We start from the raw sequence: 26,567 nt of genomic DNA, 5'->3' as shown, positions 1-26,567 counted from the left end.
TAAAATCTTATTTACATTTTTTAGAAAGACTTAAACACCCTTAAGCACACATAAACAATTGATTACCAAAAGACTCATCAAACCTAAACACCTGCGATGGAAAATAATCCCACAAAAAATAATTTTTTTGACCAGGCCACCCTCGACCGTTTTTGTATCGACCATGCCGGAATAGGCATTTTCCAAATATCGGAAGAAACCGGGCAGATTCTTAACGTAAACCGTAAAGTTTGTACCGATTTGGGATACACTAGGGAGGAACTGCTCAATATGACTATTTTTGAACTGGACACCGCTTTCTCCGATGGCGATATTGAAAAATGGCGACAACATCGGCAAAATATTAAGGAAAGAGGGGGAGGAACCATTGAAAGCTTCCACAAGTGTAAAGATGGGTCTGTCATTCCGGTCGAAGTAACCATTACTTACATTACATTTCAAGGTAAATCCTTAGCTTTTTCATTTTCAAAAAATATTTCAAAACGAAAAAAAATAGAAAATGCCCTAAAGAATAGTGAAAAACTCTTCAGAACAACATTATATAGCATTGGCGATGGAGTTATCACTTGCGATTTAAACGGAAATATCCAAAACATCAATAAAGTGGCTGAAAACCTTACCGGGTGGATTGAGAAAGAAGCCAAAGGCCTTCCCCTGGAAAAGGTCTTCAGAATAATTAATGAACATACCCGAAAAAAGGTAATAAATCCGGTTGATAAAGTCTTTGCCGAAGGTAAAATCGTTGGCCTGGCCAACCACACACTTTTAATATCGAAAGATGGCCGCAAAATACCCATCGCCGACAGTGGGGCACCCATTTTTTCTGATGAAGGAAATATCACAGGAGCAGTCCTGGTTTTCCGTGACCAAACAGAAGAACGGCAACAACAACGAGAGCTGGAAAAAAGCAGAAATTATCTTTCTACCTTAATGAACAACTTACCGGGAATGGCTTTTCGGTGTAAAAATTTCCCTACCTGGAACATGGAATATGTCAGCAAAGGATGTGAAGAGCTCACCGGCTTCAAACCCGAAGAATTTATACAAGAGGACCAAATATCTTTTTCCAGCCTTATCCACCCTGAGGATTTATCCCAAATATGGGAAACAGTACAAAACGCAATCCAAAAGAAGAAACCCTATCAAATCGAATACCGAATCCGTACTAAGGATGGAACGGAAAAGTGGGTATGGGAAAAAGGTGAAGCTGTATTTTTTGAAGGTAACAAGGTTGATGTTATTGAAGGATTTATTACTGACATCACCGAACGAAAAAATTTTGAAAAGAAACTGAAAGATAACGACCAATTAAAGACCGCGTTCCTGCAAAATGTGTCCCATGAAATACGCACCCCTCTCAATGCTATATTAGGGTTCTCGGAACTGGTAAAACTGAATGATATCCCTCAAAAAGAAAAGAATGATTATCTTGACATCATACAATCGAACGGTCAAAAGCTGCTCAATATTCTAAATAACGTCCTTGAACTTTCTAAAATTGAAACCGGCGATATTGTTATAACCCCAACCCGGTTCCAATTAAACAGCCTATTTAATGAATTACTTTCCATATTTTCTATTCAAGCTCAGGAAAAAGGTCTGAAATTGATTTTTTCTAAGGCCGACACGAATAATCTCACTATTTTCACCGATTATACTAAACTTGACCAAATATTAACCAATCTCATCAGTAATGCTATAAAATACACTGAAAAAGGCGAAATTGAAATCGGCTATTTCAAAAAAGACCGAAATATTCTCTTTTTCGTGAAAGACACCGGCATCGGCATTTCTAAATCACAACAAAAGAAAGTATTCGAAAGGTTTTACCGGTCCGATGACCCCAAAACCAGGAATCATGATGGTGTAGGTCTCGGCCTCTCAATTTGCCTTGGCCTTTTAAATAAACTAAACGGCGAAATATGGTTAGAATCCCAACCCGGGAAAGGTACTAATTTCTTCTTCTCTCTGCCTGCCGAATTCACTTTGGCTTAATTTCATCAGCATAAATTTTACTTAATCCATTGACATATTGCTTCTTAAAAGTAGTTGTTAGTGGTTAGTGGTTAGTCATTAGTTATTTAGCACAAACCACTAATGACTGTTGACTAATGACTAATCACTACTTCTGCCTTCTGCCTGTGCACTTCTTCCTTTGTCGTTTATACATGTCCTTTTGTGGCAAAAGCCGCCATGGTCGTTTCATCAGACCAACGAATTAGATAAATTTTATACTGATGAATAAAGGATATTTACTATCTTTAAAGGTTACTTACTGAGAGTATCAAAAACACCTGTTTAAATTATTTGTATTATGTTCTCAAAAGATATTTACATCAACCGTCGTAACAAACTTAAGAAATTGGTTAAATCGGGGCTTATTCTTGTACTTGGCAATGAAGATGCCCCAATGAACTATACGGATAACACTTATCATTTCAGACAAGACAGTACCTTTCTATACTTTTTTGGCATAGACTTGCAAGGCTTAGCAGGAGTCATTGACCTCGATAATAACCGTGAAATCCTTTTCGGTGACGATTTTTCTATCGATGACATTATCTGGATGGGGCCTCAACCTTCATTGCGGGAGCAAGCGTCCAAAGTAGGTATATCTGATACAAGACCTGCAAAAGAATTGTTTTCTTTCATCAAGGATGCTCTAAAACAAAAACGAAAAATACATTTCACTCCTCCCTACCGTTTCCGGAACATCATGAAACTGGCCGACTTGCTCAACATTCACCACAATGAGGTTAAAAATCATGCCTCACTGGAATTAACCAAAGCATGCATTGAACTTCGCAGCATCAAAGAACCCTGCGAAATTGAAGAAATGGAACGCCACATGTCAGTGGCCCGGGAGATGCATACCACAGCCATGAAAATGGCAAGCCCGGGTATTCAAGAGCAAAAAATTGCCGGAGTATTGGAAGGCATCTCCATGTCGGGAGGAGGAATCATTTCCTTTCCGGTCATTTGCTCGGTACGTGGCGAAACCCTACACAATCACTACCATGGAAATATACTGAAAGAAGGTGACCTTCTTCTTGTTGATGCCGGAAGTGAATCGCCAAAACATTATGCCACCGACCATACACGTACCACACCGGTTTCGGGCAAATTTACCGATTTACAAAGACAAGTATATCAAATTGTTCTGGATGCCAACGACAAAGTTCGCGAAGCCACCCGGCCCGAGGTTCCCTACCGGGATATACATCTTCTGGCCTGTAAAGTTATAGCCGCGGGGTTAAAAGATATGGGACTGATGAAAGGCGATATTGAAGAAGCGGTAGCTGCAGGTGCCCACGCCTTATTTATGCCTCATGGGATAGGTCATATGATTGGTCTCGACGTGCATGATATGGAAGATTACAACGACACCCTGGTAGGGTATGACGAAGAAATCAAACGTTCAACACAGTTTGGGCTTTCGGCATTACGGATGGGTCGCCGTCTGAAACCCGGCTTTACCATTACCAATGAGCCCGGTATCTATTTTATTCCCGCACTTATCGACAAATGGAAGGCCGATAAAAAATTCACCCAATTCATCAACTACGATAAAGTAGAAGCCATGAAAGGGTTTGGTGGCATTCGTCTCGAAGACGACATATTGGTAACCGAGAGTGGTGCACGAATTTTAGGGCAACGCATTCCCATAACTGTAGAAGAGGTAGAACAAATAGCCGGCAGCGGCGTTTAACAGGTATACATATTTACCTTCTATGGAAGACAAAGACTTAATTCTTAACAAAAATGCAAGGCGATTTGAACTTCCGGTAAAAGGTCATATGGCAACCCTTTACTACGAAGTTTATCAGCCCTCGGTTTGGCAACTCACCCATACGTTGGTTCCGGACCCGTTAAAAGGGCAAGGTATTGGCACATACCTTGTTGAAAAAGTTCTGGAATATTGTCAAAAACATCAAATCCGAATTATTCCTGAGTGTTCCTTCGTAATAGCATTCATCCAAAAAAATCCCGAATGGAAGACTCTTTTATTTGAACAGGAATAAAAGTGCCGGAAAACGCTACATAGCCTGCTAAACAAATTAAACTTTTATCTGTTTACATAGGGCTCCGATACAATTTAATATCGGGAACATGCAGACTCATTCTCCTCGGATAAAACGAGCATGGCAATAACAGATTGCCATTACAGACATTAAACAACCTTTTGTGAATCAAAGAATGATTCAGTTACAAAGGCATGATTAAATTTCAAGAAATTAAACAAATCAAATATGGAATATTTAAACAAACTACAATGGCGATACGCCACCAAGCGTTTTGACAAAAGCCGGAAACTTAATTCCACACAGGTGGATAACCTTTTGCAGGCTGCAAATTTGGCACCCACATCTTATGGTCTTCAACCTTTTGCCATAGCAATGGTTACTGATGACAAAGTCAAAGAAAAACTTAGCCCGGCGGCATTTAATCAGCCACAGGTGACTGAAGCTTCTCATCTTTTTATTTTCTCGGCAAGAACTGACCTTACCGACCGGGATGTTGAGCAATATATTGAAAGAATTGCCAACACCCGTGGAATTCCTAAAGAATCATTGGCAGATTTTGACCAAACAATGAAAGGAACCATTAAAAACCTACAACCGGAACAGCGTTTTCAGTGGGCTGCCCGACAAGCATATATCTCACTGGGGATGTTACTCTCGGCAGCTGCGCTCCAGGACATCGACGCTTGTCCGATGGAAGGTTTTAATAATGACCAATTTGATGAAATACTTGGATTAAAAGAAAAAGGATTTTCTACTTTAGCAATGGTCGCTGCCGGATATCGCTCTGCTAAAGATGAATACCAACACTATAAAAAAGTCAGAAAATCCCTTGACGAATTTGTAATCAATTATTGATTTTCAAAAGAAAAGAGCATGACAATTCTATTGGGTCATGCTCTTTTTTATAATTTTAATATACAGAGGTATATGGGTATAAACCCTTAAAAGTTTCCGGTTTCACCGCAACCAACATCTCTCAAAAGAAGGCCCCCCAGGTTTTAAAAGCATATTCAGAAGTAAAACAACCTTATGCCAGGGCGTTTGATGCCTGTGTCAGCCTTTTCCATTCCTTTATAAGGAACAAAGCCGTAATAATTGATGAAACAGCGTCAGAAATAGGTGCCGATATCCAGACACCCGTAAGACCTAACACTTTAGGCAAAATAATCAACAATGGTATTAGAACTATCACCTGGCGTAATAAGGATAAAAAGATAGATTTACCGGCTTTCCCAATAGCTTGAAAATAATTTCCAGCTACCACCTGAAATCCCACCACCGGTAGTGCCAGCAGATAAATACGCAATCCATCTTTACCGTAGTTCATGATTTCGGCACTATCTGAAACAAAAATATTGATTATTGGCTTAGGGAAAACCTGTATTAATACCCAGGCACACAGAGAAATGGCCGTCGCAATGGAAATACTTTTTATTAACGTTTGTCTGACTCGATTATAATTTCTTGCCCCATAGTTATAACCAATAATGGGTTGTGATGCCATATTAAGAGCAACAATACTCATAATAATGATTACCGCAACACTCATAACTATTCCCATGGCTCCCACAGCCAGGTCACTACCGTACCTTATCAGATTTATATTAAACAATGCCTGAACCACACTGTTGGCAATTTGCATGGCAAAAGGGGCCAATCCAACAGAAGTAATAGCCAATACTATCTTTTTATTTAATCCCAAATACTTCCATTCCAGTTTCACAACGCAACGATTGCTCCTAAAATGGATGAGTACCCATGCCGACAAACAAGCCATCGAAATTATGGTGGCTAATGCAGCCCCTCCGACACCTAACTTAAAATGAATTATAAACAATGCATCCAATGGAATATTGATACCGGCACTTATCAGCATACTAATCATAGCAAGGTGAGCATTTCCTTCTGCCCGTATCAATGCATTGAGTGAAAAACCGAATTCATGCAATACAACGCCCCATAAAATATAATTCAGATACTCATTGGCATATTGCATAGTAACATCTGTAGCACCAAAAAGTCGTAACATCGGACCTTTAATGGCAAATCCCAAAAATGTTACCGAGCCCGAGATTAAGACCACCAATGCCACGGCATTCCCTACTACCTGACGAGCTTTTTCAAAATCTTTACGACCTAAGTTTAATGAGAGTCGCACACTTCCTCCGCTTCCTACCAACATGCCAAAAGCCATCATAATGACCATCACGGGAAACACAGCAGTCACACCGCTCAACGCCTCCGGACCAACAAATTGACCAATAAAAATTCTATCAATAATGTTGTAAAGTGAATTGGCCATTACACCAATAAAGGTAGGCCAGAAATAACGCCACATCAAAGCTCCCACAGGATGATGGGCCAGCTCATGAAGTTTTTTATCCTGCATTTAATGTCGTTTTTCCTAACTTCGAAATCAATATGCAAAGATGCAGCAATATATTCGTTTATTTTCTGATTTCGCGTTAAGAAAAATTAAAGGCTCCTGACATCAGATTGTCGTACCATAATACAAAGCGGTCGAGGGTATGATTGTCGAGCACCTTTTGCCTTGCACATTGACCTTTTTGTTTCCGTAAATCCTCATCCATTAACAACTTGACAATATTGTGAGCCACCTGAGCGGGGTCATCCTGCACCAATACCCCTTCCTTTTCAGTAACCAGTTGTCGGGTATCTCCCACATCAGTAACAATCACAGCGTTTTCGCATGCCATGGCTTCTATTAACGACTGGCTGGGATAATTCTCATCCCGTTGCAACGATACAAATACTGACGAAACTCTAAGTATTTCCCACGGATGAGGATGTAGACCGGTAAATATTACTTTCTTTAAATTATTTTGGGAAGCAAATTGCTGCATAGCACCTAACATGCTACCCGTTCCCATCACATAGAAAGAGACTTCCATCTCGCTTTGGGTTAGCTCTATCTCTTTTACTGCCTCCATAAAGACCATAGGATTTTTAATGGGTTCCAATCGTCCAAGGAATACCACCCACGGTTTTTTAGGAAATACAGGATAATAGTGAGTATAGTCGATAAAACTATTGGGCGTAACCACGCAGGAACCATTAATTTTCTTACCCATTCTGCGAATATAATCGACCTTTAAGGAAGGGGATAAAAAATCAAGCACATTGGCATGCTTCAGAACATGGTACTGGCTGTCAAAAAATCTGGTAATATTGGTTTCGGTATTCAAGAAACCACTGCCGTTCACACTAAATATTAGTCTAACCCCCAAAAGACGACACCACATCCACGTCCATATTCCACCCTGCCACACACCATACAAAGTGTTTATACGATTATTCTTAATCACCCCAACAAAAAAACGGGAAAAACGAACCCACAACAAGGTTGTCTTCAGAAAATATTTCCACCGTCCCAAAAACAAACGTAGTTTGCTTTTTTTTTGGTTCGTTTTTCTCAAGGGCTTTGAACCGACAGCGGAAGAGTTGAAGTCCTTCCCATCCCGGAATAAAATGATACGCTCGTTAGGTTTTAAAACAGAGCTGTCGGTAAGTATGGTATAGAGACAAGAATTAATAATCAGATAATAGTCGCGTTGTTGTTCCATCAACCGGTTAAACAATGTGGCATAACGTTTTTCAGCCCCGCCAAAACGTCCGGAAAAATTTAATAAACATAAAGCCTTATTATTTTTCTTCCTGACCATAAAATTGTTTTTCATGCAGTAAAGCCTGGACAAAATACTTCATCAAAGCAGAGCTTCTAATTGGTCGGCCAGCCACGAAGCATTCTTTTGCCAGGATAGTTGATTCCTGGCAAAAGACGCACATCGCTCTTTCACATCGAAATTGGAACGATATCTGACAATGCGCTTTTGTACTTCAGATAAAGGTTCCCCGGTTTTCCAGATTTCTCCTAAATTGTAATCCTTCACCAAGTTTACAAGGGAATGGACATGCTCTGTTATCAACACCGGCACGCCACTGGCAAGATATTCCGAAAATTTAGTCGGAAAAGCATAATGGTTCAATGGCAGGTCTTCACGAATAAGAAAAGCCATATCGGCAACCATCTGATATTGGTTTAGAGTGTGTTGGTCCAGATGAAACATTCCCCACGCAGATGCAGGAACATGTTTTTTTTCCAATTCTTCTCTGAATTTTTCCGAAGGTTTGGGTACGTTTATCATAAACCAGGCATCGGGACAAATCTTCAAAAAAGCAGAAAAGAACCGAACCATTTCGGGAACCATCTGATAGTACTTATCAGTGCCACTATAAACAAACACAAATCTGTTTTCCAGGTTTAGTTCTTTTCTCTTTTGCTCCGCAATAGTGGCATCATAATAAAAATTTCTTGCATCGTAAAAATTAAATTTTGGTCTATGCCTTTTCCCTTCCGGCAATCCGGGACATTTGGAAGAGACCGTAAAGACCAAGTCACACCGACGAAGGCAAAAGTTACGTATCATTCGGTAAAATACCACTCTCCATCGTGGCGCTCCTTGTACTGCCATTTCATTGGAACGGTCACCCCGCATGTCATAAACCAACCGATACCTGTAAAAAGGTTTCAAAAGGGCCCCATAAAGCGTCCCCACATCATTATACCCATAAACGACACTACTTTTGGCCAGTTTCTTTTGCAGATACCGGATATTAATAAAGAACTGTACCAGTTGAGGGAATAATTTCCCTCTGCCCATTTTACGTCGATAGAAAAATGCTCTGCAGAATTTGTCTAACCCTGAAGAATTCAAATACTCTTTACCATTCTTTATCTGCTGAGCGGTGTTACTTAAAGAAACCAGCTTAACAGACCAATTTCTGCGACAGAGCTCAGGCGCAACAAAGCCCAATGTAGTTCTAAAATTTTGAGTTTGAACCTGAAATCCCGGCTCATCAGGCTTCTGATAAAAAGGGGCAGGCAATAGAAAAAGAATGGTGTTTTTTGGGGCCATGGTTATAGTTTTCTATAAACTCCAGTATGTCATTTCCCGAATCTTACCTCTGAAGACGCCTTTTACGTCAACAAAGAGAGGGTCATCAACAGTGATGGACTTAAAATAAACCTCATCAAGCTTCATATATTCGTCATGATTAACAGCAAGAATTACGGCATGGTATTTTTTATCAATCTTATCCACCAGGCCATAGCCATATTCTTCCATCAGTTCCTTTGATGAAGCATGAGGGTCTGTGACGTCTACGTTAACACTAAAAGACTTCAGCTCATTATAAACATCTGCCACTTTAGAGTTTCGAATATCGCTAACGTTCTCCTTAAAAGTAGCCCCCATTATGAGCACCCGTGAACCGTTAATCTTATGTCCTTTTGAAATTAACTTTTTAACCACTTGTTTGGCGATATAGGGTCCCATGGCATCGTTAATGAACCGCCCGCCGGTAATAATTTTAGAGTGATAACCCAACTCATTGGCTTTATAAGTAAGGTAATAAGGGTCAACACCAATACAATGGCCACCGACCAATCCGGGTGAGAAACGCAGGAAATTCCATTTAGTGCCGGCGGCTTCCAATACTTCGTAAGTATTAATATTTAAACGATTGAAAATGAGCGACAATTCATTCATTAAAGCAATATTGACATCACGCTGGGTATTTTCAATGATTTTAGCCGCTTCAGCCACCTTTATGGAACTGGCTTTATAAATACCGGCCTTAATGATTGAACCATAAACAGCCGAAATTTCTTCCAATGCCTCCGGGTCGCTACCAGAGACAATCTTGAGAATTTTGGTTAGTGTATGCTCTTTATCGCCGGGGTTAATACGTTCGGGTGAATAACCCACTTTAAAATCAACGTTGAATTTTAAACCCGATTCCTGCTCCAGCACCGGGACACAATCTTCTTCGGTACATCCCGGATAAACGGTCGATTCAAAAACCACATAATCGCCTTTTTTCAATGCTTTACCGACGGTACGAGTGGCACTGAGCAACGGGTTTAAATCGGGTAAATTATGCTTATTTATAGGGGTAGGGACGGCAACCACATGAAAGCAGGCTTCCTTTAAATCTTCCGGATTTGAAGTAAACTTAATATCACAACCTTCAAAAGCCGATGCCTCCAGCTCATTACTGGGGTCGATGTGTTGCTTCATTTTTTCTATACGGTCCGGTTTAATATCAAACCCAATGACTTTCATCTTACGGGCAAATTCCAGAGCAATGGGTAAGCCAACATATCCCAGACCAATAACTGATAATTTCGCTTCTTTATTTTTTAACTTTTCAAACATACTGTCATTAATTTAAGGTAGGTAATTCAATTATTTTTTTTGATAAATTCGTTCAATAATGTCAACCACTTTGAGCCCTTCCAGAGCATTGGTATGCACATAGGTTTGTTCTTTCAAGGTCTGAACCACATTTTCAATAACATATTGATGGTTGGCCGCCGACCCTTTATAAGGTCCATAGTCGTTGGGTGGATTAACAGGCTCTAAATCGGGCAATTGATAATCTTTAATATGGCATTCTGTTATTTCATTCATATATTGACCCGAAACTTTTATGGTTCCTTTTTCACCGATGATGGTCATAGTGCTTTCCAGATTTCTGTCCCAAACAGCTGTAGAATAATTGATATTACCCATACCACCGTTCACAAACCGAAAGATGACCGACCCACTGTCTTCAAAAGCCGTAGAATGCTGATGTGCAAAGTCGCCAAATTTGGCTTCGATATCGGTAATATCACCAAAAAGCCAGTACAGAATGTCAATAAAGTGAGAAAATTGAGTAAACAAAGTACCGCCATCCATGTCGGCAGTTCCGTGCCAGCTATTGTTCAGATAATAACGGTCGTCCCTGTTCCAGAAACAATTAAGCTGAACAAAGTATATTTTGCCCAGAACTTTTTTGTCCATTACCTCTTTAAGCCATACAGAAGGGGGCGAATACCGGTTTTGCATGACAACAAACACATGCCGCGATACCTGAAGCGCTTTATAAATAATTTTTTCGGCATCGGCTTTCGAAAGAGCCATAGGCTTTTCCACCACCACATGTTTTTTATGCTTAAGTGCTTCAATGGCCTGCAGGGCATGTAATCCGTTGGGGGTGCAAATGTTTACCACATCGCATTCCTTTAATTTTTTCAGCATTTCAGTGAAATCCCGGTAATAAGGAATATTGGGGTTTTGCCAACCGGTCTCTTCCGGCGACCGAACGTCGCATACCGCAGAGAGTTCCGCTTCGGGGTTATCTTCAATCATTTTTGCATGGCGCTTTCCAATATGCCCCAGTCCTACTATGGCAAATTTTACTGTTTTCTTGGTACTCATTTTATGTTATTAACTTATTGGCTATCGGTTAAATTATTTTTTGATTTGGGATTAGTTTTCAGTCTTTAGTGCTAAGTTTTAGTATTCAAACATTCTTTTTCCTGCTGGCCTCTACCAATGGCCTTATAACCTAACACCTTTATTAACCCCACTTAAGTCTGACTAACTACTTACTCAAAGTCAGGAAACTTTAGTCACCATTCCATTTTCCAAAAGGTATTTTTCACCACTTTCAGGACAAACGGCCCTGCCATGGTCATCGAAAGAGAGACGGTGTCCATATTCACTCATCCACCCGATTTGTTTGGCTGGATTTCCGACCACGAGGGCATAGTCGGGAATATCTTTGGTAACCACGGCACCCGCACCAATAAAAGCATAGCGACCAATGGTATGCCCGCAAACAATGGTAGCATTAGCGCCGATGGTGGCACCTTTCTTTACCAGGGTTTTCTCATATTGTCCACGCCGCGGCACAGCACTTCTGGGGTTTGACACATTAGTAAAAACACAGGACGGCCCCAGAAAAACATCGTCCTCACATATCACACCGGAATACACGGATACATTGTTCTGTATTTTTACGTTGTTGCCAATAACCACATCTGGTGCAATCACAACATTTTGACCAATATTACAATTAGCGCCAATCCGACACCCGCTCATAATATGACAGAAGTGCCAGATACGGGTTCCGGGACCTATTTCGCAACGGTCATCCACTACGGCCGAAGGATGAATCTGCGGTAAAGTTATTTTGCTCATGAAAACGCTTTTATTTTTTGTGAAATATAAATGATTTCATCTTCAGTCAACTCGGTATGCATAGGCAATGACAATACCTGCCTGCTGGCTTCTTCACTAACCGGCAAAGAAAGGTCAGGCGGACAAAAGGGTGCAAACACCGGCTGGTGATGAAGTGGTGAGGGATAATATACCATAGATGGAATACCACATTCTTTTAAATACTGTTTTAGCTCCTCCCTCTTTCCATTATTTACCTTAACGGTAAATTGATTAAAAGAGTGACCGGCCTCCTTGTCAACATAAGGAAGCGTTAAAAATGAGACATCCTTTAATTCCCTGAAATAGATATCAGCAGCCCATTGTCTTCTGGAAATATATTCGTCGAGATACTTTAACTTAACTTCAAGAATAGCAGCCTGAATGGTATCCAATCGTGAATTCATTCCCACCCTTTCGTTGAAATATTTCTTCCTGGCACCATGATTTACTACCATACGTAATTTTTGAGCCAATTGGTCATCATTGGTAAAACAGGCTCCCCCATCTCCGTAACAACCGAGGTTCTTGGTCGGAAAGAATGAAGTACAGCCAATATGTCCTATGGTCCCTAATTTTTGCGGTTTACCATTCATCAAATATTGAGCGCCCAGACTTTGGGCAGCATCCTCTATCACATACAAATTATGCTCTTTTGCAATCTGCATTATCTCATTCATGGCTGCCCCCTGACCAAATAAATGTACGGGAATAACAGCTTTGGTCCGATTTGTTACAGCTTTCCGAAAAGCTTGTGGGTCTATATTAAAAGTGTCAGGGTTAATATCTACCAATACCGGTTTTAGGCCTAACAGCACCACCGCTTCTACCGAAGCAATAAATGAAAAAGCCGAAGAAATAACCTCATCACCCGGCTTAAGGTCCAATGCCATTAAAGCTGCCTGAAGCGCATCGGTACCATTGCCACACGGAATCACATGGTTAACACCCAAATAGTTTTCCATGGCATTGGCGAAACGCCCTACCTCCGGACCATTGATATACCTTCCGCCACCAACCACGCGCTCCATAGCAGGGTCTATCTCTTCCTTAATTCGTTCATATTGACCTGTGAGGTCTACCATTTGAATTTTTATGTCACTATTCATTACATTAAATCGTTAAAATTCACTGCTTGTGTCAAAAACATTCGTTAAAAACCGAGAAAAACGTCTCCGTCATGCACCTCGATTAAGGCATCATTACGAAGCATTATTAAAATCCAAAATTTATCCCGACGCTACCCGAAAAATTATCCTCCAAATAAAACAAGGGAATGTATTTTTCTTTATCCTCACCGCCGAAATCACTGATTGACAAATTCACAAACAAGTAACCATCATGAATGACCTGCCAATATCCCTTCAAAGATACCTTTTCCATTTCAAATTTTACGTCATTCATAAAGGGAAGGCCCCACCTTGGTTCGTCTAGATTAACCTCAGGATGGTTTGCTTCTTCGCCATTTATCAATATCGACTGATAATCTTTTCCCTTCCTGGCATGAGTATAGGCCAACTCCCAGGACATGCCGCGAATGGGTCGATACCTGACACTAAGGAATAACTCATCGCTATTATCCCTTAAATAATGCCCCATATTGTAACCATTACTCTCCCAGGTAGTTGTAGGTATTTTATGTTGATATACCATAGGATTGGTACGGGTATATTCAGCCGTGAAAGAAACACCTGACGGTATTCCGGTCATTCGTGCACCCACTTTCAGACTAACGTAGTTGGAATGTTGGTCTTTATCAAACATCCTTTTTAATGAAATCTCATCCACAAAAAGTGTGGAATAAATATGTAAATTATTTAACTGTCGACTGCTGATGGCGAAAAACATCTGAGCATTTTGGCCTACTTCGTTAGATGCTCCATTATAGGTATGGTCAACCGATTTATAGAACATCAGCGGTATCAGAAAAGCCGGATTTACCCTGGTGTCGGCAAAAACAATGCTGTTGCCTGCCGATACATATAAATGTGGAACCGGACGCACAGTAATTAAATTGGCCGCTACATACTTATCGGCAAACACTTCCCGGCGGCCATCATAATAAGAGAAAGAACGAACACTATCAACCACCTCCGATACCAGCCATCCATGCATGTATCTAAGCTCAAACCACGCTGTCGGCTTCAGCAATAAAGAGACGAAAGCATGAGATGGCGTGTGTCCCGAAAATATATTGGTGCCATTGTAGCCGTAACCCCAGATATAATGGTCTTTCTGTAATCCTAACCGGCCCCATTTCCATGACCAGAAGAAGCCTCCGCGAGCCTCACTAAAATCCCGGGCCTCACCGTCGTCTTTATATATCGCCCCTCGTTTCTGTATCAGATAATTTTCGCCACCTGTTATTTTCGATTCATGATTATCGCGTAAACTACCAAAATAACCAAAGTGTGAACCTATAGAACCATATATCTCGGCACCGTTATATCGATAAAATCCGGTTTTATCTCCCGAAAAAAAAGTCCCCACGCCCAGGATAGGATTAAGAGTCAGCCGGAACAACGAATCGCGGTAATAAAACAGGTCGAATCGTTTTTTAGAGATTTCACCCCGGTTCAGTTCCTTCCCATAATCTCTGAGGTAAAACTCTGTTTCAAGCCGTTGCCGGGGGGTAAGCCCCTGATGTGAAAGCGCCTGTTTCAGCCACAGAGCAATATCCCTGCGCCCGTAAGGTTTGGCTATGGTATTAATATCAATAGTCCCCTGGTCGGCCAACTCATCCAATAAATCGTAAATCCCACTATTATCCACATGAACCGGAATATGTTGGCCAAACGACAGCTGGCCTGACAAGAAAAATATTATCATCAATAATAAAAAACAACCAAAAGTATGAATTTTACAAAATATATACTTCATTCTCAAACCAAATTATTAATAAAGACTTTCAACATCCACTTTCCCACCACTACGAGCGTAGCATTTTTTTAGATTATTTTGTTGGGTTAATAGTTAATTCCTATTATTTCTCCATTAAAGCTTCAATTTCCTCAACCATAAATTGAGTGACATCGATGTTGTCGTTAAACAGTTTTTCGCTTTGAACCCAGGCATTGGCTTTGGTTCCCGGTCGCCCGAAAAGCGTCACTGCACTCTTCAATGCAATTCTTTGTTCTTTTGGTGATGTTCCGAAATTCAATACCAAGCCGTAATAATCTTCCAAATAGTTAAGGTAGGAAAGGTTAATGTCAGACAAAAAAATGGCCGGGGTACCCAGCATTGCAGCTTCACTGCACATGGTAGCTCCCTCGCTAACCAACAAGGTAGCATAAAACAAAAGATGGTGAAACCGGTAAGGTTCTATCGTTAACCGATTGGCTTCCAACTCATGAGGCAAAGGGCCTTCAGAGCTGACAAAGACTTTTCCATACTGTTCCAGAGTCTTCACCATTTCCACTTTTCCGGCAAGGGTAAATCCATGCTTTCCCCTGTCATGCAAGGCCTTCCAGTCTACAAAACGAACAATGGCAAAACGTTCTCCCTGTTTAATATTAAGGTCTTGCAACACCGAAGGGTCAGGTTTAAAATAATTGGGATGCAGGTATGCCAATTCCATAACGCCATTGAAACGACGATGATGCTTACCTAAATTTAAAGGGAAACATTTAGGGGTATAAACCACTTTACAAAAAGGGTCGATAAACCGTCGGTAGAAACGCGTATTTTCCGTGTCGGTAAATGTGATGTAAGGTTTTCCTGTCAACCATGCTGCCGGACCCGAATAGATGGTACTAAAGTCCAAAAACAAATCGGGTTTGAATTTACGAGCCCTGCGATATTGTTTCCATACAGCCGATATAAGATATAACCCTTTAGTGAACAAAGAAGAGCCGCCCTTCCCACGGTCAATAAATGGGATACCATAATAGTTTAGCAGTTCGGCCACATGTTCACGACGTCGGGCCGTCACCAAAAATTGATGTCCTCGTGATTCCATAATCCGGATAAAATTCCTGAAATAGTGTACATGAGCCGGATGGCCTATGTCTATCATTATCTTCATGCGCAAAAATTTACTTAACTCACTGACCGGATGAAATTTAAAATAAGCTTTATAGTTATAGGTGTTGCTAACACTGATGACTATTGACTAATCACAAAAAACAACTTCTGCCAGTTCACTTTTTACAGATGTCAGATTCATCGCTTAACAATATTTGTGAAAACAAAGATTCTCAGATTTTTATACCAATAGTACAACAGTCGCCCCAGATTCCACAGGAACCAGTTATGGACATAAAAGAACCGACCCGATTCGTGAATCATACCGCCATAAGATTTTTTGTATTGCCGAAGCGCAATATCTTGTCCCGGTTTTCCCCCACTACCCAGCTCCAGATGGCGAATACCATCATTTTTCAGTTTCAGCATACATTTCCACAAAAAACCGTCAAACATCCATTGCTCTTTCTCGTCCAAAACATGAGCATCTAACCACAGTTGTGCTCTATCACCCAAAATGAGGAACCAAACTGCCGCTTTTATGGAATTATTGACATATAAAACACTGGCCCGAATATGAAGGGTAAGAATTTTTGAACTTTGCAATACTTTCATCAGCGAATAGGGTGGCATAAACCGTCCCTTGGCCAGAAAAGATTTTCGAAGCATTTTCCAGGCCATCTGGTATTCTTCCCCATCGGTTAACTCTTTAATGACATGATTAACAAGTCGCAGTTTCTCAATACTTTCTTTTCTGATTGGCGACAATGAAGCCCAAAGTTCTCCGGCCTTGCGATTCATGTCTACCGAAACGCTCAGATACGATTTATAATAAAATCCTGCCTCTTCGTAAACCGGTTTTAAAGAGAGTCCTAACCGATAATTCCTGACTTCGGTAAACACTACCGAACGGGCGGTTTTCCTGAACAACGCTTCTAATAAAGCCAGTAAAATTGCACTATCGTTATTTTTAATGAGGGGTCCGCCAAAAATAATTTGTCGCCGGGTGAAAAAGGTTAATGGTGGGAAGACATTCTTAAGTTGCACGGCAATAAGCAATCCAACCAATTCTTCGCCGTCAAAGACAAAAAATGGGGAAGGCTTCCTCCGTTTGGTCAATTGATACAAATCAAACATACATGGCATCTGGAATATGTTTCCATCAGGATGGTTACACACGAACTCTTCCCATTGAGACCTGTCAACATAATTAACATCTGTAATTATTTCTAATGCCATACTTTTACTTATCCGGTTTTCTGTAAACCTTTATTCAAGGCTGCGGTATAAACATCCATCAGCCTATTATTTATTATTTTAATATCCAGTTCTTTTATCTTATCTCTTCCATTTACTCTTCCCTTGTAAGCCAGGGCCTTTTCAACCAACAAAGCCAGCTTTTCGGCATCGGGCGGGCCTGCAAAACAGCCCTCAACCTTACTTACCCAATGTTTTATATCCCCCACATCGGTAGCGACTACCGGAACGTTACAGGCCAGTGCTTCTTTGACCACATTGGGTGACCCCTCCCATTTAGATGTAATCAAAACAACATCGGCGGCATTATAGTACCACACCATTTGTTCGGTAGGAATGTCCCATACCATTTTCAAATCACACATTAACCGTTCCGCCACTTTCATGGCCAAATCAACATTCTTGACAGCGCGTTGAGGATTGGCCGGCCAAAGAATCAGAGGTGAGTCGTTAAACTTAAGCCGGCTTTTGGCAAGCTCCCGGGGTAACTCACGAAACAGTTCCATATCTACTCCGTTGGGAATAACCAACACCTTATTCTCTCCGACCTTTTTAGCCATTTCCCGACTTTTTACAATGGTTACCGGCCATAAATAACGGGTAAAAAAACGGGCGGCCCGGAACAACCATCCGGGACCAAAAACATCGCTTCCCATAAGCGATACCACTAAGGGTCGGGCACCGGCCAACCGGGCAACCATGCCGCTCAATCCATAATGCGCATGCACCAGGTCGGTTTTGTTTCGGCCCAGGTACCGCCTGAGCTTAAAAATGCTCAAGAGATAGGCCCGCATTCCACGCCCTTTAATCCTAAAAAAGACTACCTCAACACCATGTTTCATTAAAGCCTTCGCCTGTTGTTCAATGGCCGGGGTACATCTGCCCTGTGGGGTACCACTGCATACAAACAATATTTTCCCCGGCCCGGATACTGATGTATCATCCATCTTTACCGATTAAAATGTTCACTAAATTTAAGGAAACTACTACCCAATTGCATAGAAGACTGGTCAGCTGCCGCAAGTATTTGACTAAATGAGTTTTTTTATATATAAATGCAATCAGAAAAAAGTTGATTGACAAAAGGAAGGACACCAATGATAAAGCCCTTTTAAAAACATGAATCTGATGACATCCGTTTTTTTACAGCGGTCCTTGCCCGCTTCGGCCTTTTAAGCCATGCCAAAGAGCCAGAACATAGAACTTCAACATTTTAAGTCCTCCCTTCCGAAACATCCAAAAAGCTGTAAAAGGCAGAGAAACCAACTCTTTAATCAAAAAGGATATTAACCCTCCTGAAAGTCTGTATTTTTTAAAATAGAGCACTTTATTTCTTTTCAGGTAATAATATTCTCTCTGATACCCTTCTTTGCTTTGAGAGCTCCAGTCGTGGAAATGCCAGCAAACAGCATTTCTGAGCACTCCGGCCTTGCACCCTAACTTTGAAAAACGATAAAAAAAGTCTCTTTCCTCACCATACATAAAAAGAGTGGGGTCGAAAAAGGAAATATCGCGAAGTACTCTGGTACGAATCATAAAAGCAACACCGGACAGATAATCGGTCCGGGCAAAAAATGGCAATTCTTCATCTCCATTAAAACACTTTCCGGCATCGGGGCTAAACTTTCGTGCTCGTGTAAAATCCATGAATAACCGATAATTTTGAACAATATTACTTTTTGAAGCCCCTTTGCCTTCGAGTATGAGCGGGCCACAGGCATCTAACTCGTGATTATTTTTCATCCGGGCATAAAGCTCACTTAAAAAGTCAGGATGCAATTGTACATCGGTATTCAGTACCACAACAAAAGGGGCACCCGAATGCAGGGTACGCTCAATCAGGAAGCTATGGCCACCGGCGTATCCCAGATTCTTCCCTGTACGAAACAGTTCACCATCGGGCCAGAGAGCTTTAAACTTTTTGGCTGCAGTGTCGTCGCTGCTATTGTCGAGAGCCACAACATGAAAATTCTTAAAACTCTGAGCCTTGAGAGATTCAATCAAGCCTGACAAATAATGACCATCATGATAGAGCACCAATTGTACAATTATTTCATGAACCATGAGAATTTCAGATTTTTGATTGACGATAAAGAAGGGCTGCCAGAATGCCGGCATAAAGATTTATGTGCAGTGTGCCTGTAGTTAATTCATTAAAAAGATAGTTGGGCTTAAAAAAGAAGGTTTTTACCATCCACGCAAAAACGACAAAGTAAAAAGCCAAATCTACTTCATTAATGGTTCTTATTTTGCTTCTAAATTCTTTATATCCGGCCACCAGCCAACGCCACAATTGAAAATAAAAGAGGCTGTAAATGGTTAGCCCTACAAACCCATACATAGCCAGATGTCCGGTAATAGGCAAATCGGTGACTTCATAATCGGAAGGGTCGAAGCGCAAACTGAAATAATCACTAAAATTAGCACCGGTTCCAAGCCAGGGATGTTGACTTATTAAAGCCAAATGTGCAGGCCACTGATTTTGTAATCGACCTTCTACTACACCACTGGTATAGGCATCACCACTCAGAAACAACCACAAATCCTTGACCTGACGAACGACCAGTCCCGGATATTCAGGGAAAAATTGCAGCATTAACAACAAAAGAATAATACTAAATCCTGTCAATTTAAAAACAATGCCGGTAATATGAATTTTATAAAACCGATAATAAAGAAAGAGTGCCCCAACCAGCAACCCAAACAAATTAAGGTAATTACTTTTTGTAAGAGAAAGCATTACCGACATGATGACTAACACGGTAGCAGCGATAATTATTTTCCGGAAGCGATAATCCACTTTCCGGGCTATCAGGAAAAATGTTAAAGGAACAAGCATATCGGTTAGGCCGGCACTATATAAAGAATAGCGCATAATACCGGTTCCTTTGTAGCGTTCGGCCTGCCATACGGGGACCAATTCAACACCGGTCAACAGTGTTACGAAATATAAAATATAAACAATCAAAGAAGTCCAGACTAAAATATCTACCAACAGCGATAATCTACGCCGCGCCATCACAAATACCGGTATAATTAACAAAAAGCCAAACACACTCATCCGTTCACGTACTAACACATACCGCATCACATACCCCCATCCCTTTGCGGGCTGCCAGTAACCAAAAACCAACACGTGATAAAGTAAAAACAATATCTGAACACCCAGCAACAACAGAAAAGGACGGTAATGTAGCAGTGGTTTTACCGACACTTTGGGACTAAACAATGGGACAAAAGCTAAAAAGAAGAAAAAATCCTGATAGTAAAAACCGCCCAGAGCCTCTTTACTCAGAAATACAGACAAATGGCCCGACGGGTCAAACAGTAACACTATCGTCAGCCAAAAAGCTTGGTCGGGCCAGCGTAAAATAACAAATACACCTATTGCCGCCAGTGTAAGTATCAATAAAAGTAGTAATAGTGGATTCATCCGAATAAAATTTTTCTAAGTTATTGGCTGGATGGAACTCGCATGGCTTAATGAAATTTATACATGTTCTTTTGTGGCAAAAGCCGCCATGCTCGTTTCATCCGAATAAAATTTACTTATTTCATTGAACTATTGATTCTTAAAATTAGTAATTAGTGATTAGTCGTTAGTCTTTAGTGGTTAGTAGTTAGTGGTTAGTGGTTAGTAATTAGTTAATCAACACTAACCACTTGACAACTAACGACTAATAACTAATCACTAATTACTAACTACTAATGACTAAAACCTTCTACTTTTTATGCCTTCCCAAATATGCTTAATATCGGAAGGATATATCAATTTAAACAAAAATGCCAGAACAGTTACCAATATCACCACGGCGGCCCGAAGCCATCCCGGGAACCATTGCGGCCAAACCACTACCATCACCGATAGTAATAAAGCAAGAATAAAGAAACTATTAATCCGTCCGACGGGATAGCCCACCCTGAAATATTTTGAAGCTACCCATACCTTAACCTGCCAATAAACCACAAACGAAATAAGAGTTGCCAATCCGGCCCCCATAAATCCCCAACGCGGAACCATTAAAAAGTTAAGCCCCAGATTGAGCAATGCCGTTGCTCCTGTAATCCAGGCATAATGCCAGGTTTTCTCTGCCAACGAAATGCCGGGCCCCATGGTCTGAAACGACTGGGCTGCCACATGCGCAAACACCAAAAACGGAATTACTTTTGCCCCTGCCCCATAATCGGGTGTAGTAACAAAAGGTACCAAAAAATCGGCATACACCGACAACAGGGTCGATAGCAGAACGGCTACCGTAAGATAAACCAGGTAAAGGTCGATGGCCATTTTTCGAGACTGTGGCTTTTCCGGTGACTTCTCAGCATAATACAATTGAAAAAACAAGACCGCGAAACTCATCTGAACAGCCATATTGATTAGCAACACCGGCTGAGAAAATATGGCACCGATAGAATAAAGCCCTACCTCATGAAGGTCGCTGTAATGGACTAAAAAGTAGCGGTCACTGCTGTTGAACACCCATGTAGCAATGCCGCTCCAAATAAGGGGAAATCCATATTTTAACAGTTTTCGGGCCCAATAAAAGGAAAACTTAAAATTATATTTCCGATAATTAAAGCCAACAAAGGCAATCACAACCACCAAAAGACTACTGCCTATGCGGGCCCAGACAGCGCCTTCAACACCCTTTTTCAGGACTATTACCAAAGTAATTCCCAATCCGATATTCGACAGTGACTTAAGAATGGTAATCAGGTTATAGCTCCAGGGCTGCCTGAAATAGCGGAACAAGTGTGACTGTTCACTCATCAACAGATTAACCGGTACCAATAATAAAATCATTAGTACCAGAAATGCATAATCAATACTACCAAAAAGAAGTTGCGAAAAAGTATCGCGAAAAAAGAATAACGGGACAATAAGCAAAAAGGAAAAGATTCGAAGAAAGAGTGCGGTCGATAATACATCTTTCTTCCGGTTATCAGCAGCCTTAAAATAATAAAAACCACAGGCTGAGTCGAGTCCCATCGAAAAAAAACCGCTTAACAAAGCGGCGGTTGTACCCAAAGTTTCGAGCACCCCAAATTCTCCTACACTAAGCGCCCGTGTATAAAACGGAAGAAGAAATAACCCTATAAACTTCTTTAGGCCATTACCTAAACCATAAACCAGCGTATCTTTAATAAAGGCTTTTCTTTCTCCCATTCAAATATCATTTGCTACGAGCACCACAGCCTATTATATTCCAAAAGGCTTTAAAGAAATAAATCAAATCGGTTTTCAAAGGTGCTTTTTTATAACGCTCAATATAACGCATTTCAGAAATCTGAATCTCCTCCAGCGTAGAAGGTAAGTCAACATAATAAGGTGGCACGAGCCCCGGTTTTACCGACAGGCGCTTTTGTATCACCTCCGGGTCATATAACTTAAGGTATTGTTCACTAAGGGGTCTTACCCCTACCAGCTTCATATCACCTTTAAGCAGATTAATAAGCATAGGCCATTCATCCAGCCAGAAGCGACGGAAAAAGCCTCCCAGTATGGTTACCCTTTTATCATCTCTGAACTTTCCTTTTCGGTCCAAACTGTTATGTCGGTAAATATGTTCCTGCACATACTCACTAAAAGCGACCATGGTTCTGAATTTGTATACTTTAATTTTTTTGCCGTGCTGACCAATCCTTTCCTGACTAAACAGCAACCCGTAACGTTCTTTCAGTGGCGGACGGGGCGGTGCCGACACTTTCCGCGCAACAAGATAATGAAGGCCATCTATTATTTCATCATGTTCTACCTCAAACCCACAATAAACTAAACGTCCTACCATTTCAAAGAAGGAAACGACCTTATGTCTGTCGCCCGTAAGCCATTTATATAACCAACGGGTAGCTTTCATGGTGGGTGCCACCCGACGAAGCAAATAATCGAAAAAATAGGTAACACGACGTATACCCACGGGATATTTTTTGTAAAAACGCAATCGCCGTAATTTAGACGTTTCTAAACAACAAATAAAAAGGCCTTCGTCCCGTAACCGACTATTAATTTCTGCTATGTAGCCTGAAAGCTTTTGAGCTTCGTTCATGACCCGAAGGTTGACGATACTCCTAAATAAGTATTCAGGTTTGTTTACACTCAAATCGAGCTGTTGAGTCGAGGATAACACAAGTGTATCAGAGGCATCGACCCGGCAAAACCGACTTACAAATTGATAAACGCGTTCTTCTGCTTCATTTTGGAAAACTCTTTTTTTCTCTTTTATAACCTGCGGCGAAGCAACCACCGGTTCTTCTTTTAAATCCGTTGGATGTTGGAAGTGAATCATAGCCCTTGATTTGATTTTGACATTAGCCCTATTAAATGCGAATGGTTCGGCATTAATTTGTCTATCCAAATTCCGGAAGGAAAAGGATAGTTATAATCAATCCGTACCAGGTCCATTTAACTTTTGCAAATTAAACCGGGCACTAACCAAGTTCAATAACAATTTGGCAGAGTGATGAAAAGAAGAAATGAAAAGAGAGGTTTTGTAGATAAAGAATTTTACCCCTCCTATAAAAAGCAGGGATTGTGAATAATCAACATGTCGAAAATATTAAAAGGCATCGGAAAATCTTTTGTCTAAATTTAAGGACCTAAATCCGGGGATGTCACCCTTGTACCTTCCCGCCGGAAGATAATTTTTAATCGGGACTGATGTGATGCAACACCCGAATGGGTGTCTGCCAAACACCCGAACGGGTGTCTGGCAAGCACCCGGACGGGTGTCTGATAAACACCCGAACGGGTGTCTGATAAACACCCGAACGGGTGTCTGATAAACACCCGAACGGGTGTCGGACAAGCACCCGAACGGGTGTCAGACAAGCACCCGGACGGGTGTCAGGTAAGCACCCGAACGGGTGTCAGGCAAGCACCCGAACGGGTGTCAGGTAACAACCTTACAATAAATAGATTATAAACTCCCCCATGAGAATATCCCCTTATGAAACGAGCATGGCAATGAGATTGAGGGGATTGAGGGGATTGAGGGGATTGATTGATGTGCTGAACAGCCTAATCACATATGACCAACCACTAATGAGTAACTTTAAGATTCAATAATCCAATGAAACGAGCATGACCAAAATGGTTTGTCACAATAAGAATATGTATAAACTTTAGGTCATGCGAGTTCCATTCGACCAATAACTTAGATAAATTTTATACGAATGAAACGAGCATGGCGACTTTTTGTCACAAAAGTACATGTATAAAAACATAGAGGCAGAAGTGCACAGGCAGAAGTGCTGTTAGGCCATTAGGTCAATAGGCCGATAGGCTATTAGGTCATTTGTCAATTAGTCATTAGTGTTGATTTACTAATTACTAATGACTAACCACTAATGACTACCTTTAAGAAACAATATATCAATGAAGTAAGTGAATTTTATACGAATGAAATAAACAAATTCTATACAAAACAGAATAAAGTCCTAACAAAACATACCCCGGGCCAGGTCTGATTACCAAACCCGGTTCGGGGTATCTATTTGATGATGCATTAAAGTTCACTTACCGGCAGTTAACCATCATTAATCCCGGAAAGGAACTTTGCCGTGAAAAGTTACAAGGGTGTTAAAACTACATATACCCGAATATGTTTCGCCCCTAAAGATTATAAACCAAAGGTTTTTCGAATGGTATCCACATAGTCGAGTTTTTCCCATGTGAAGAATTCCACTTCACGCTCTACTTCCTGTCCGTTTTCTTTAAACCTGACCTTCGCGGTATAGGGTTCCCGTCCCATATGCCCATAAGCGGCGGTAGGGGTAAAAATCGGATTTTTCAGTCCCAGACGTTTGATAATTTTCCCGGGTCTGAGGTCAAATATTTCCTGAATTTTTTGAGCTATTTCACCATCGCTCATTTTGACCTTAGAAGTACCATAAGTGTTAACATATAACCCAACGGGTTCGGCCACACCAATGGCATAGGCCACCTGCACCAGCACCTCATCAGCCACGCCGGCTGCCACCATATTTTTGGCAATATGTCGGGTAGCATAAGCGGCCGAACGGTCAACCTTAGAACAATCTTTCCCCGAAAAAGCACCGCCTCCGTGAGCGCCTTTACCACCATAGGTGTCAACGATGATTTTCCGGCCGGTTAATCCGGTATCACCATGCGGTCCGCCAATAACAAATCGTCCGGTGGGATTGACATGCAGCTTGTACCCGTTAAAGAGTTTTTGCAGCTCTGGTTTCAGTTTATCCTTCACCCTGGGGATTAATATGTTTTGCACATCGCGCTCAATCACATCATGCATCACCTGGTCGTCGGGGTCGAAGGGGTCGTGTTGCGTGGAAATAACAATTGTATCGACATGAATTGGATTGTTATTATCATCATACTCGATGGTCACCTGCGATTTGGAATCGGGCCGCAGGTAGGTCATCTCCTTTCCTTCGCGACGGATAGCCGCCAGCTCCTGCAGCAAGAAATGAGAAAGATAGAGAGGCAGTGGCATAAAATTATCGGTATCACGACAAGCATAGCCAAACATCATGCCCTGGTCGCCGGCACCTTGCTTATCTTCTCCATCCCTTTCTACACCCCGATAGATATCATCACTTTGTTCATGCAAGGCGGAGATGACACCACATGAACCCGAATCAAACATATAGTCGGCTTTGGTATAGCCAATACGTTCAATGGTTTCGCGTGCCACCTGTTGCACCGCCACATACCCTTTAGTGTTAATTTCACCGCTGACGACTACCAGGCCTGTAGTAACCAGTGTTTCACAGGCCACCTTCGAATCGGGGTCCTGCCTGAGCAATTCATCCAACACAGCATCCGAAATCTGGTCGGCAACCTTGTCGGGATGCCCTTCTGAAACTGATTCTGACGTAAATAAATATCCCATAACAATAGATTATTACGTTTATCGCGAGCAACACATATTAGTGTGCCGGATAAACCGGATTAAACAATACAATAAAAAATTAAGGGATGGAAAAAAACAACTGGCAGGCTAAAATTGCATTTTAGCATTGTTTTATAGTGGTTGCAAGCAGCCAAATCCATCCACTTTTCCGGTACAAAAGTAAGAAGTTATTTAGAATAAGTCAAAAAAGAATTTTGTTTTTGGGGGTATTTACACGGCCGTACATTAAATAAGGATGTTTAAAAATTACGGAATACTTCACTAATAGCTCTTAGCCTACTTATTAATGCAAATAAAGACTTCAGAGAGTTAGGCTGAGTAAAAAAAGCTTTCCCAAAATCCGGGATGGTAAAAATTTAAAT

21 protein-coding genes are annotated in these 26,567 nt (G+C 41.2%); 5 read left to right on the top strand and 16 right to left on the bottom strand.

What is annotated here, in order from left to right:
- Positions 1–96 precede the first annotated feature (96 nt).
- The 4 genes from BM130_RS04190 (at position 97) to BM130_RS04175 (ending at position 4,880) form a co-directional block, all read left to right on the top strand.
- Positions 97–1,995, top strand: a complete 1,899-nt coding sequence (locus BM130_RS04190; RefSeq protein WP_010526688.1) for a PAS domain-containing sensor histidine kinase — start codon at positions 97–99, stop codon at positions 1,993–1,995.
- Between the two features lie 319 nt (positions 1,996–2,314).
- Positions 2,315–3,709, top strand: coding sequence for an aminopeptidase P family protein (locus BM130_RS04185; RefSeq protein WP_010526689.1), 1,395 nt, complete (start codon positions 2,315–2,317; stop codon positions 3,707–3,709).
- Between the two features lie 22 nt (positions 3,710–3,731).
- Entirely contained in the window at positions 3,732–4,022 is a 291-nt protein-coding gene (locus BM130_RS04180) for a GNAT family N-acetyltransferase (RefSeq protein ID WP_010526690.1), read from the top strand.
- Positions 4,023–4,250: 228 nt separating this feature from the next.
- Positions 4,251–4,880: an NAD(P)H-dependent oxidoreductase gene (locus BM130_RS04175; protein ID WP_010526691.1), complete on the top strand. Its 630-nt coding sequence runs from the start codon at positions 4,251–4,253 to the stop codon at positions 4,878–4,880.
- Positions 4,881–5,052: 172 nt separating this feature from the next.
- Here the strand turns inward: BM130_RS04175 and BM130_RS04170 are convergent, their stop codons facing one another.
- From BM130_RS04170 to BM130_RS04100, 15 genes are all read right to left on the bottom strand, one after another.
- Positions 5,053–6,414, bottom strand: a complete 1,362-nt coding sequence (locus tag BM130_RS04170) for an MATE family efflux transporter (protein ID WP_010526692.1) — start codon at positions 6,412–6,414, stop codon at positions 5,053–5,055.
- Positions 6,415–6,490: 76 nt separating this feature from the next.
- Entirely contained in the window at positions 6,491–7,708 is a 1,218-nt protein-coding gene (locus BM130_RS04165) for a glycosyltransferase family 4 protein (RefSeq protein ID WP_010526693.1), read from the bottom strand.
- 42 nt (positions 7,709–7,750) lie between these two features.
- On the bottom strand, positions 7,751–8,962 hold the full coding sequence (locus BM130_RS04160) for a glycosyltransferase family protein (RefSeq protein ID WP_010526694.1): 1,212 nt from the start codon (positions 8,960–8,962) through the stop codon (positions 7,751–7,753).
- A gap of 12 nt (positions 8,963–8,974) precedes the next feature.
- A complete protein-coding gene (locus tag BM130_RS04155; protein ID WP_010526695.1) occupies positions 8,975–10,264 on the bottom strand; it encodes a nucleotide sugar dehydrogenase in 1,290 nt (429 codons plus the stop codon).
- Between the two features lie 30 nt (positions 10,265–10,294).
- The gene (locus tag BM130_RS04150; protein ID WP_010526696.1) at positions 10,295–11,311 is read right to left on the bottom strand and encodes a Gfo/Idh/MocA family protein; all 1,017 of its coding nucleotides are present in this window, start codon (positions 11,309–11,311) and stop codon (positions 10,295–10,297) included.
- A 180-nt stretch (positions 11,312–11,491) separates the two neighbouring features.
- The gene (locus BM130_RS04145) at positions 11,492–12,076 is read right to left on the bottom strand and encodes an acyltransferase (protein WP_010526697.1); all 585 of its coding nucleotides are present in this window, start codon (positions 12,074–12,076) and stop codon (positions 11,492–11,494) included.
- Positions 12,073–13,179 carry a DegT/DnrJ/EryC1/StrS family aminotransferase gene (locus BM130_RS04140; protein ID WP_010526698.1) on the bottom strand — a complete coding sequence of 369 codons (1,107 nt, stop codon included), beginning with the start codon at positions 13,177–13,179 and terminating at the stop codon, positions 12,073–12,075. The genes BM130_RS04145 and BM130_RS04140 overlap by 4 nt, the downstream gene beginning before the upstream one ends.
- A gap of 130 nt (positions 13,180–13,309) precedes the next feature.
- Entirely contained in the window at positions 13,310–14,974 is a 1,665-nt protein-coding gene (locus BM130_RS04135) for a hypothetical protein (protein ID WP_010526699.1), read from the bottom strand.
- 103 nt (positions 14,975–15,077) lie between these two features.
- The gene (locus BM130_RS04130) at positions 15,078–16,118 is read right to left on the bottom strand and encodes a DUF354 domain-containing protein (protein ID WP_044138445.1); all 1,041 of its coding nucleotides are present in this window, start codon (positions 16,116–16,118) and stop codon (positions 15,078–15,080) included.
- 137 nt (positions 16,119–16,255) lie between these two features.
- Positions 16,256–17,296, bottom strand: coding sequence for a GNAT family N-acetyltransferase (locus BM130_RS04125; RefSeq protein WP_010526701.1), 1,041 nt, complete (start codon positions 17,294–17,296; stop codon positions 16,256–16,258).
- Between the two features lie 8 nt (positions 17,297–17,304).
- The gene (locus tag BM130_RS04120) at positions 17,305–18,261 is read right to left on the bottom strand and encodes a glycosyltransferase family 4 protein (RefSeq protein WP_010526702.1); all 957 of its coding nucleotides are present in this window, start codon (positions 18,259–18,261) and stop codon (positions 17,305–17,307) included.
- Positions 18,262–18,457: 196 nt separating this feature from the next.
- Positions 18,458–19,378: a glycosyltransferase gene (locus tag BM130_RS04115; protein ID WP_010526703.1), complete on the bottom strand. Its 921-nt coding sequence runs from the start codon at positions 19,376–19,378 to the stop codon at positions 18,458–18,460.
- Between the two features lie 7 nt (positions 19,379–19,385).
- The gene (locus tag BM130_RS04110; RefSeq protein WP_010526704.1) at positions 19,386–20,747 is read right to left on the bottom strand and encodes an O-antigen ligase family protein; all 1,362 of its coding nucleotides are present in this window, start codon (positions 20,745–20,747) and stop codon (positions 19,386–19,388) included.
- A 279-nt stretch (positions 20,748–21,026) separates the two neighbouring features.
- Positions 21,027–22,481, bottom strand: coding sequence for a lipopolysaccharide biosynthesis protein (locus tag BM130_RS04105; protein WP_010526705.1), 1,455 nt, complete (start codon positions 22,479–22,481; stop codon positions 21,027–21,029).
- Positions 22,482–22,488: 7 nt separating this feature from the next.
- Positions 22,489–23,601 carry a sugar transferase gene (locus BM130_RS04100; RefSeq protein WP_010526706.1) on the bottom strand — a complete coding sequence of 371 codons (1,113 nt, stop codon included), beginning with the start codon at positions 23,599–23,601 and terminating at the stop codon, positions 22,489–22,491.
- Positions 23,602–24,063: 462 nt separating this feature from the next.
- Between BM130_RS04100 and BM130_RS15390 the strand changes: the two genes are divergently transcribed.
- Entirely contained in the window at positions 24,064–24,237 is a 174-nt protein-coding gene (locus BM130_RS15390; RefSeq protein ID WP_175560419.1) for a hypothetical protein, read from the top strand.
- 696 nt (positions 24,238–24,933) lie between these two features.
- Here the strand turns inward: BM130_RS15390 and metK are convergent.
- Complete coding sequence (gene metK / locus BM130_RS04095; RefSeq protein WP_010526707.1) at positions 24,934–26,184, bottom strand: methionine adenosyltransferase; 1,251 nt, start codon at positions 26,182–26,184, stop codon at positions 24,934–24,936.
- Positions 26,185–26,567 lie beyond the last annotated feature (383 nt).

The sequence above is a fragment of the Thermophagus xiamenensis genome, from assembly GCF_900112795.1.
In the GTDB taxonomy this organism is placed as follows: Bacteria; Bacteroidota; Bacteroidia; order Bacteroidales; family Marinilabiliaceae; genus Thermophagus; species Thermophagus xiamenensis.
This window is presented reverse-complemented; position numbering and strand designations above follow the sequence as displayed.

Bases quoted from the DNA above. Each gene is read 5' to 3' on its own strand.
- BM130_RS04190 (WP_010526688.1), top strand. From the start codon at position 97: ATGGAAAATAATCCCACAAAAAATAATTTTTTTGACCAGGCCACCCTC.
- BM130_RS04185 (WP_010526689.1), top strand. From the start codon at position 2,315: ATGTTCTCAAAAGATATTTACATCAACCGTCGTAACAAACTTAAGAAA.
- BM130_RS04180 (WP_010526690.1), top strand. From the start codon at position 3,732: ATGGAAGACAAAGACTTAATTCTTAACAAAAATGCAAGGCGATTTGAA.
- BM130_RS04175 (WP_010526691.1), top strand. From the start codon at position 4,251: ATGGAATATTTAAACAAACTACAATGGCGATACGCCACCAAGCGTTTT.
- BM130_RS04170 (WP_010526692.1), bottom strand. From the start codon at position 6,414: ATGCAGGATAAAAAACTTCATGAGCTGGCCCATCATCCTGTGGGAGCT.
- BM130_RS04165 (WP_010526693.1), bottom strand. From the start codon at position 7,708: ATGGTCAGGAAGAAAAATAATAAGGCTTTATGTTTATTAAATTTTTCC.
- BM130_RS04160 (WP_010526694.1), bottom strand. From the start codon at position 8,962: ATGGCCCCAAAAAACACCATTCTTTTTCTATTGCCTGCCCCTTTTTAT.
- BM130_RS04155 (WP_010526695.1), bottom strand. From the start codon at position 10,264: ATGTTTGAAAAGTTAAAAAATAAAGAAGCGAAATTATCAGTTATTGGT.
- BM130_RS04150 (WP_010526696.1), bottom strand. From the start codon at position 11,311: ATGAGTACCAAGAAAACAGTAAAATTTGCCATAGTAGGACTGGGGCAT.
- BM130_RS04145 (WP_010526697.1), bottom strand. From the start codon at position 12,076: ATGAGCAAAATAACTTTACCGCAGATTCATCCTTCGGCCGTAGTGGAT.
- BM130_RS04140 (WP_010526698.1), bottom strand. From the start codon at position 13,179: ATGGTAGACCTCACAGGTCAATATGAACGAATTAAGGAAGAGATAGAC.
- BM130_RS04135 (WP_010526699.1), bottom strand. From the start codon at position 14,974: ATGAAGTATATATTTTGTAAAATTCATACTTTTGGTTGTTTTTTATTA.
- BM130_RS04130 (WP_044138445.1), bottom strand. From the start codon at position 16,118: ATGAAGATAATGATAGACATAGGCCATCCGGCTCATGTACACTATTTC.
- BM130_RS04125 (WP_010526701.1), bottom strand. From the start codon at position 17,296: ATGGCATTAGAAATAATTACAGATGTTAATTATGTTGACAGGTCTCAA.
- BM130_RS04120 (WP_010526702.1), bottom strand. From the start codon at position 18,261: ATGGATGATACATCAGTATCCGGGCCGGGGAAAATATTGTTTGTATGC.
- BM130_RS04115 (WP_010526703.1), bottom strand. From the start codon at position 19,378: ATGGTTCATGAAATAATTGTACAATTGGTGCTCTATCATGATGGTCAT.
- BM130_RS04110 (WP_010526704.1), bottom strand. From the start codon at position 20,747: ATGAATCCACTATTACTACTTTTATTGATACTTACACTGGCGGCAATA.
- BM130_RS04105 (WP_010526705.1), bottom strand. From the start codon at position 22,481: ATGGGAGAAAGAAAAGCCTTTATTAAAGATACGCTGGTTTATGGTTTA.
- BM130_RS04100 (WP_010526706.1), bottom strand. From the start codon at position 23,601: ATGATTCACTTCCAACATCCAACGGATTTAAAAGAAGAACCGGTGGTT.
- metK (WP_010526707.1), bottom strand. From the start codon at position 26,184: ATGGGATATTTATTTACGTCAGAATCAGTTTCAGAAGGGCATCCCGAC.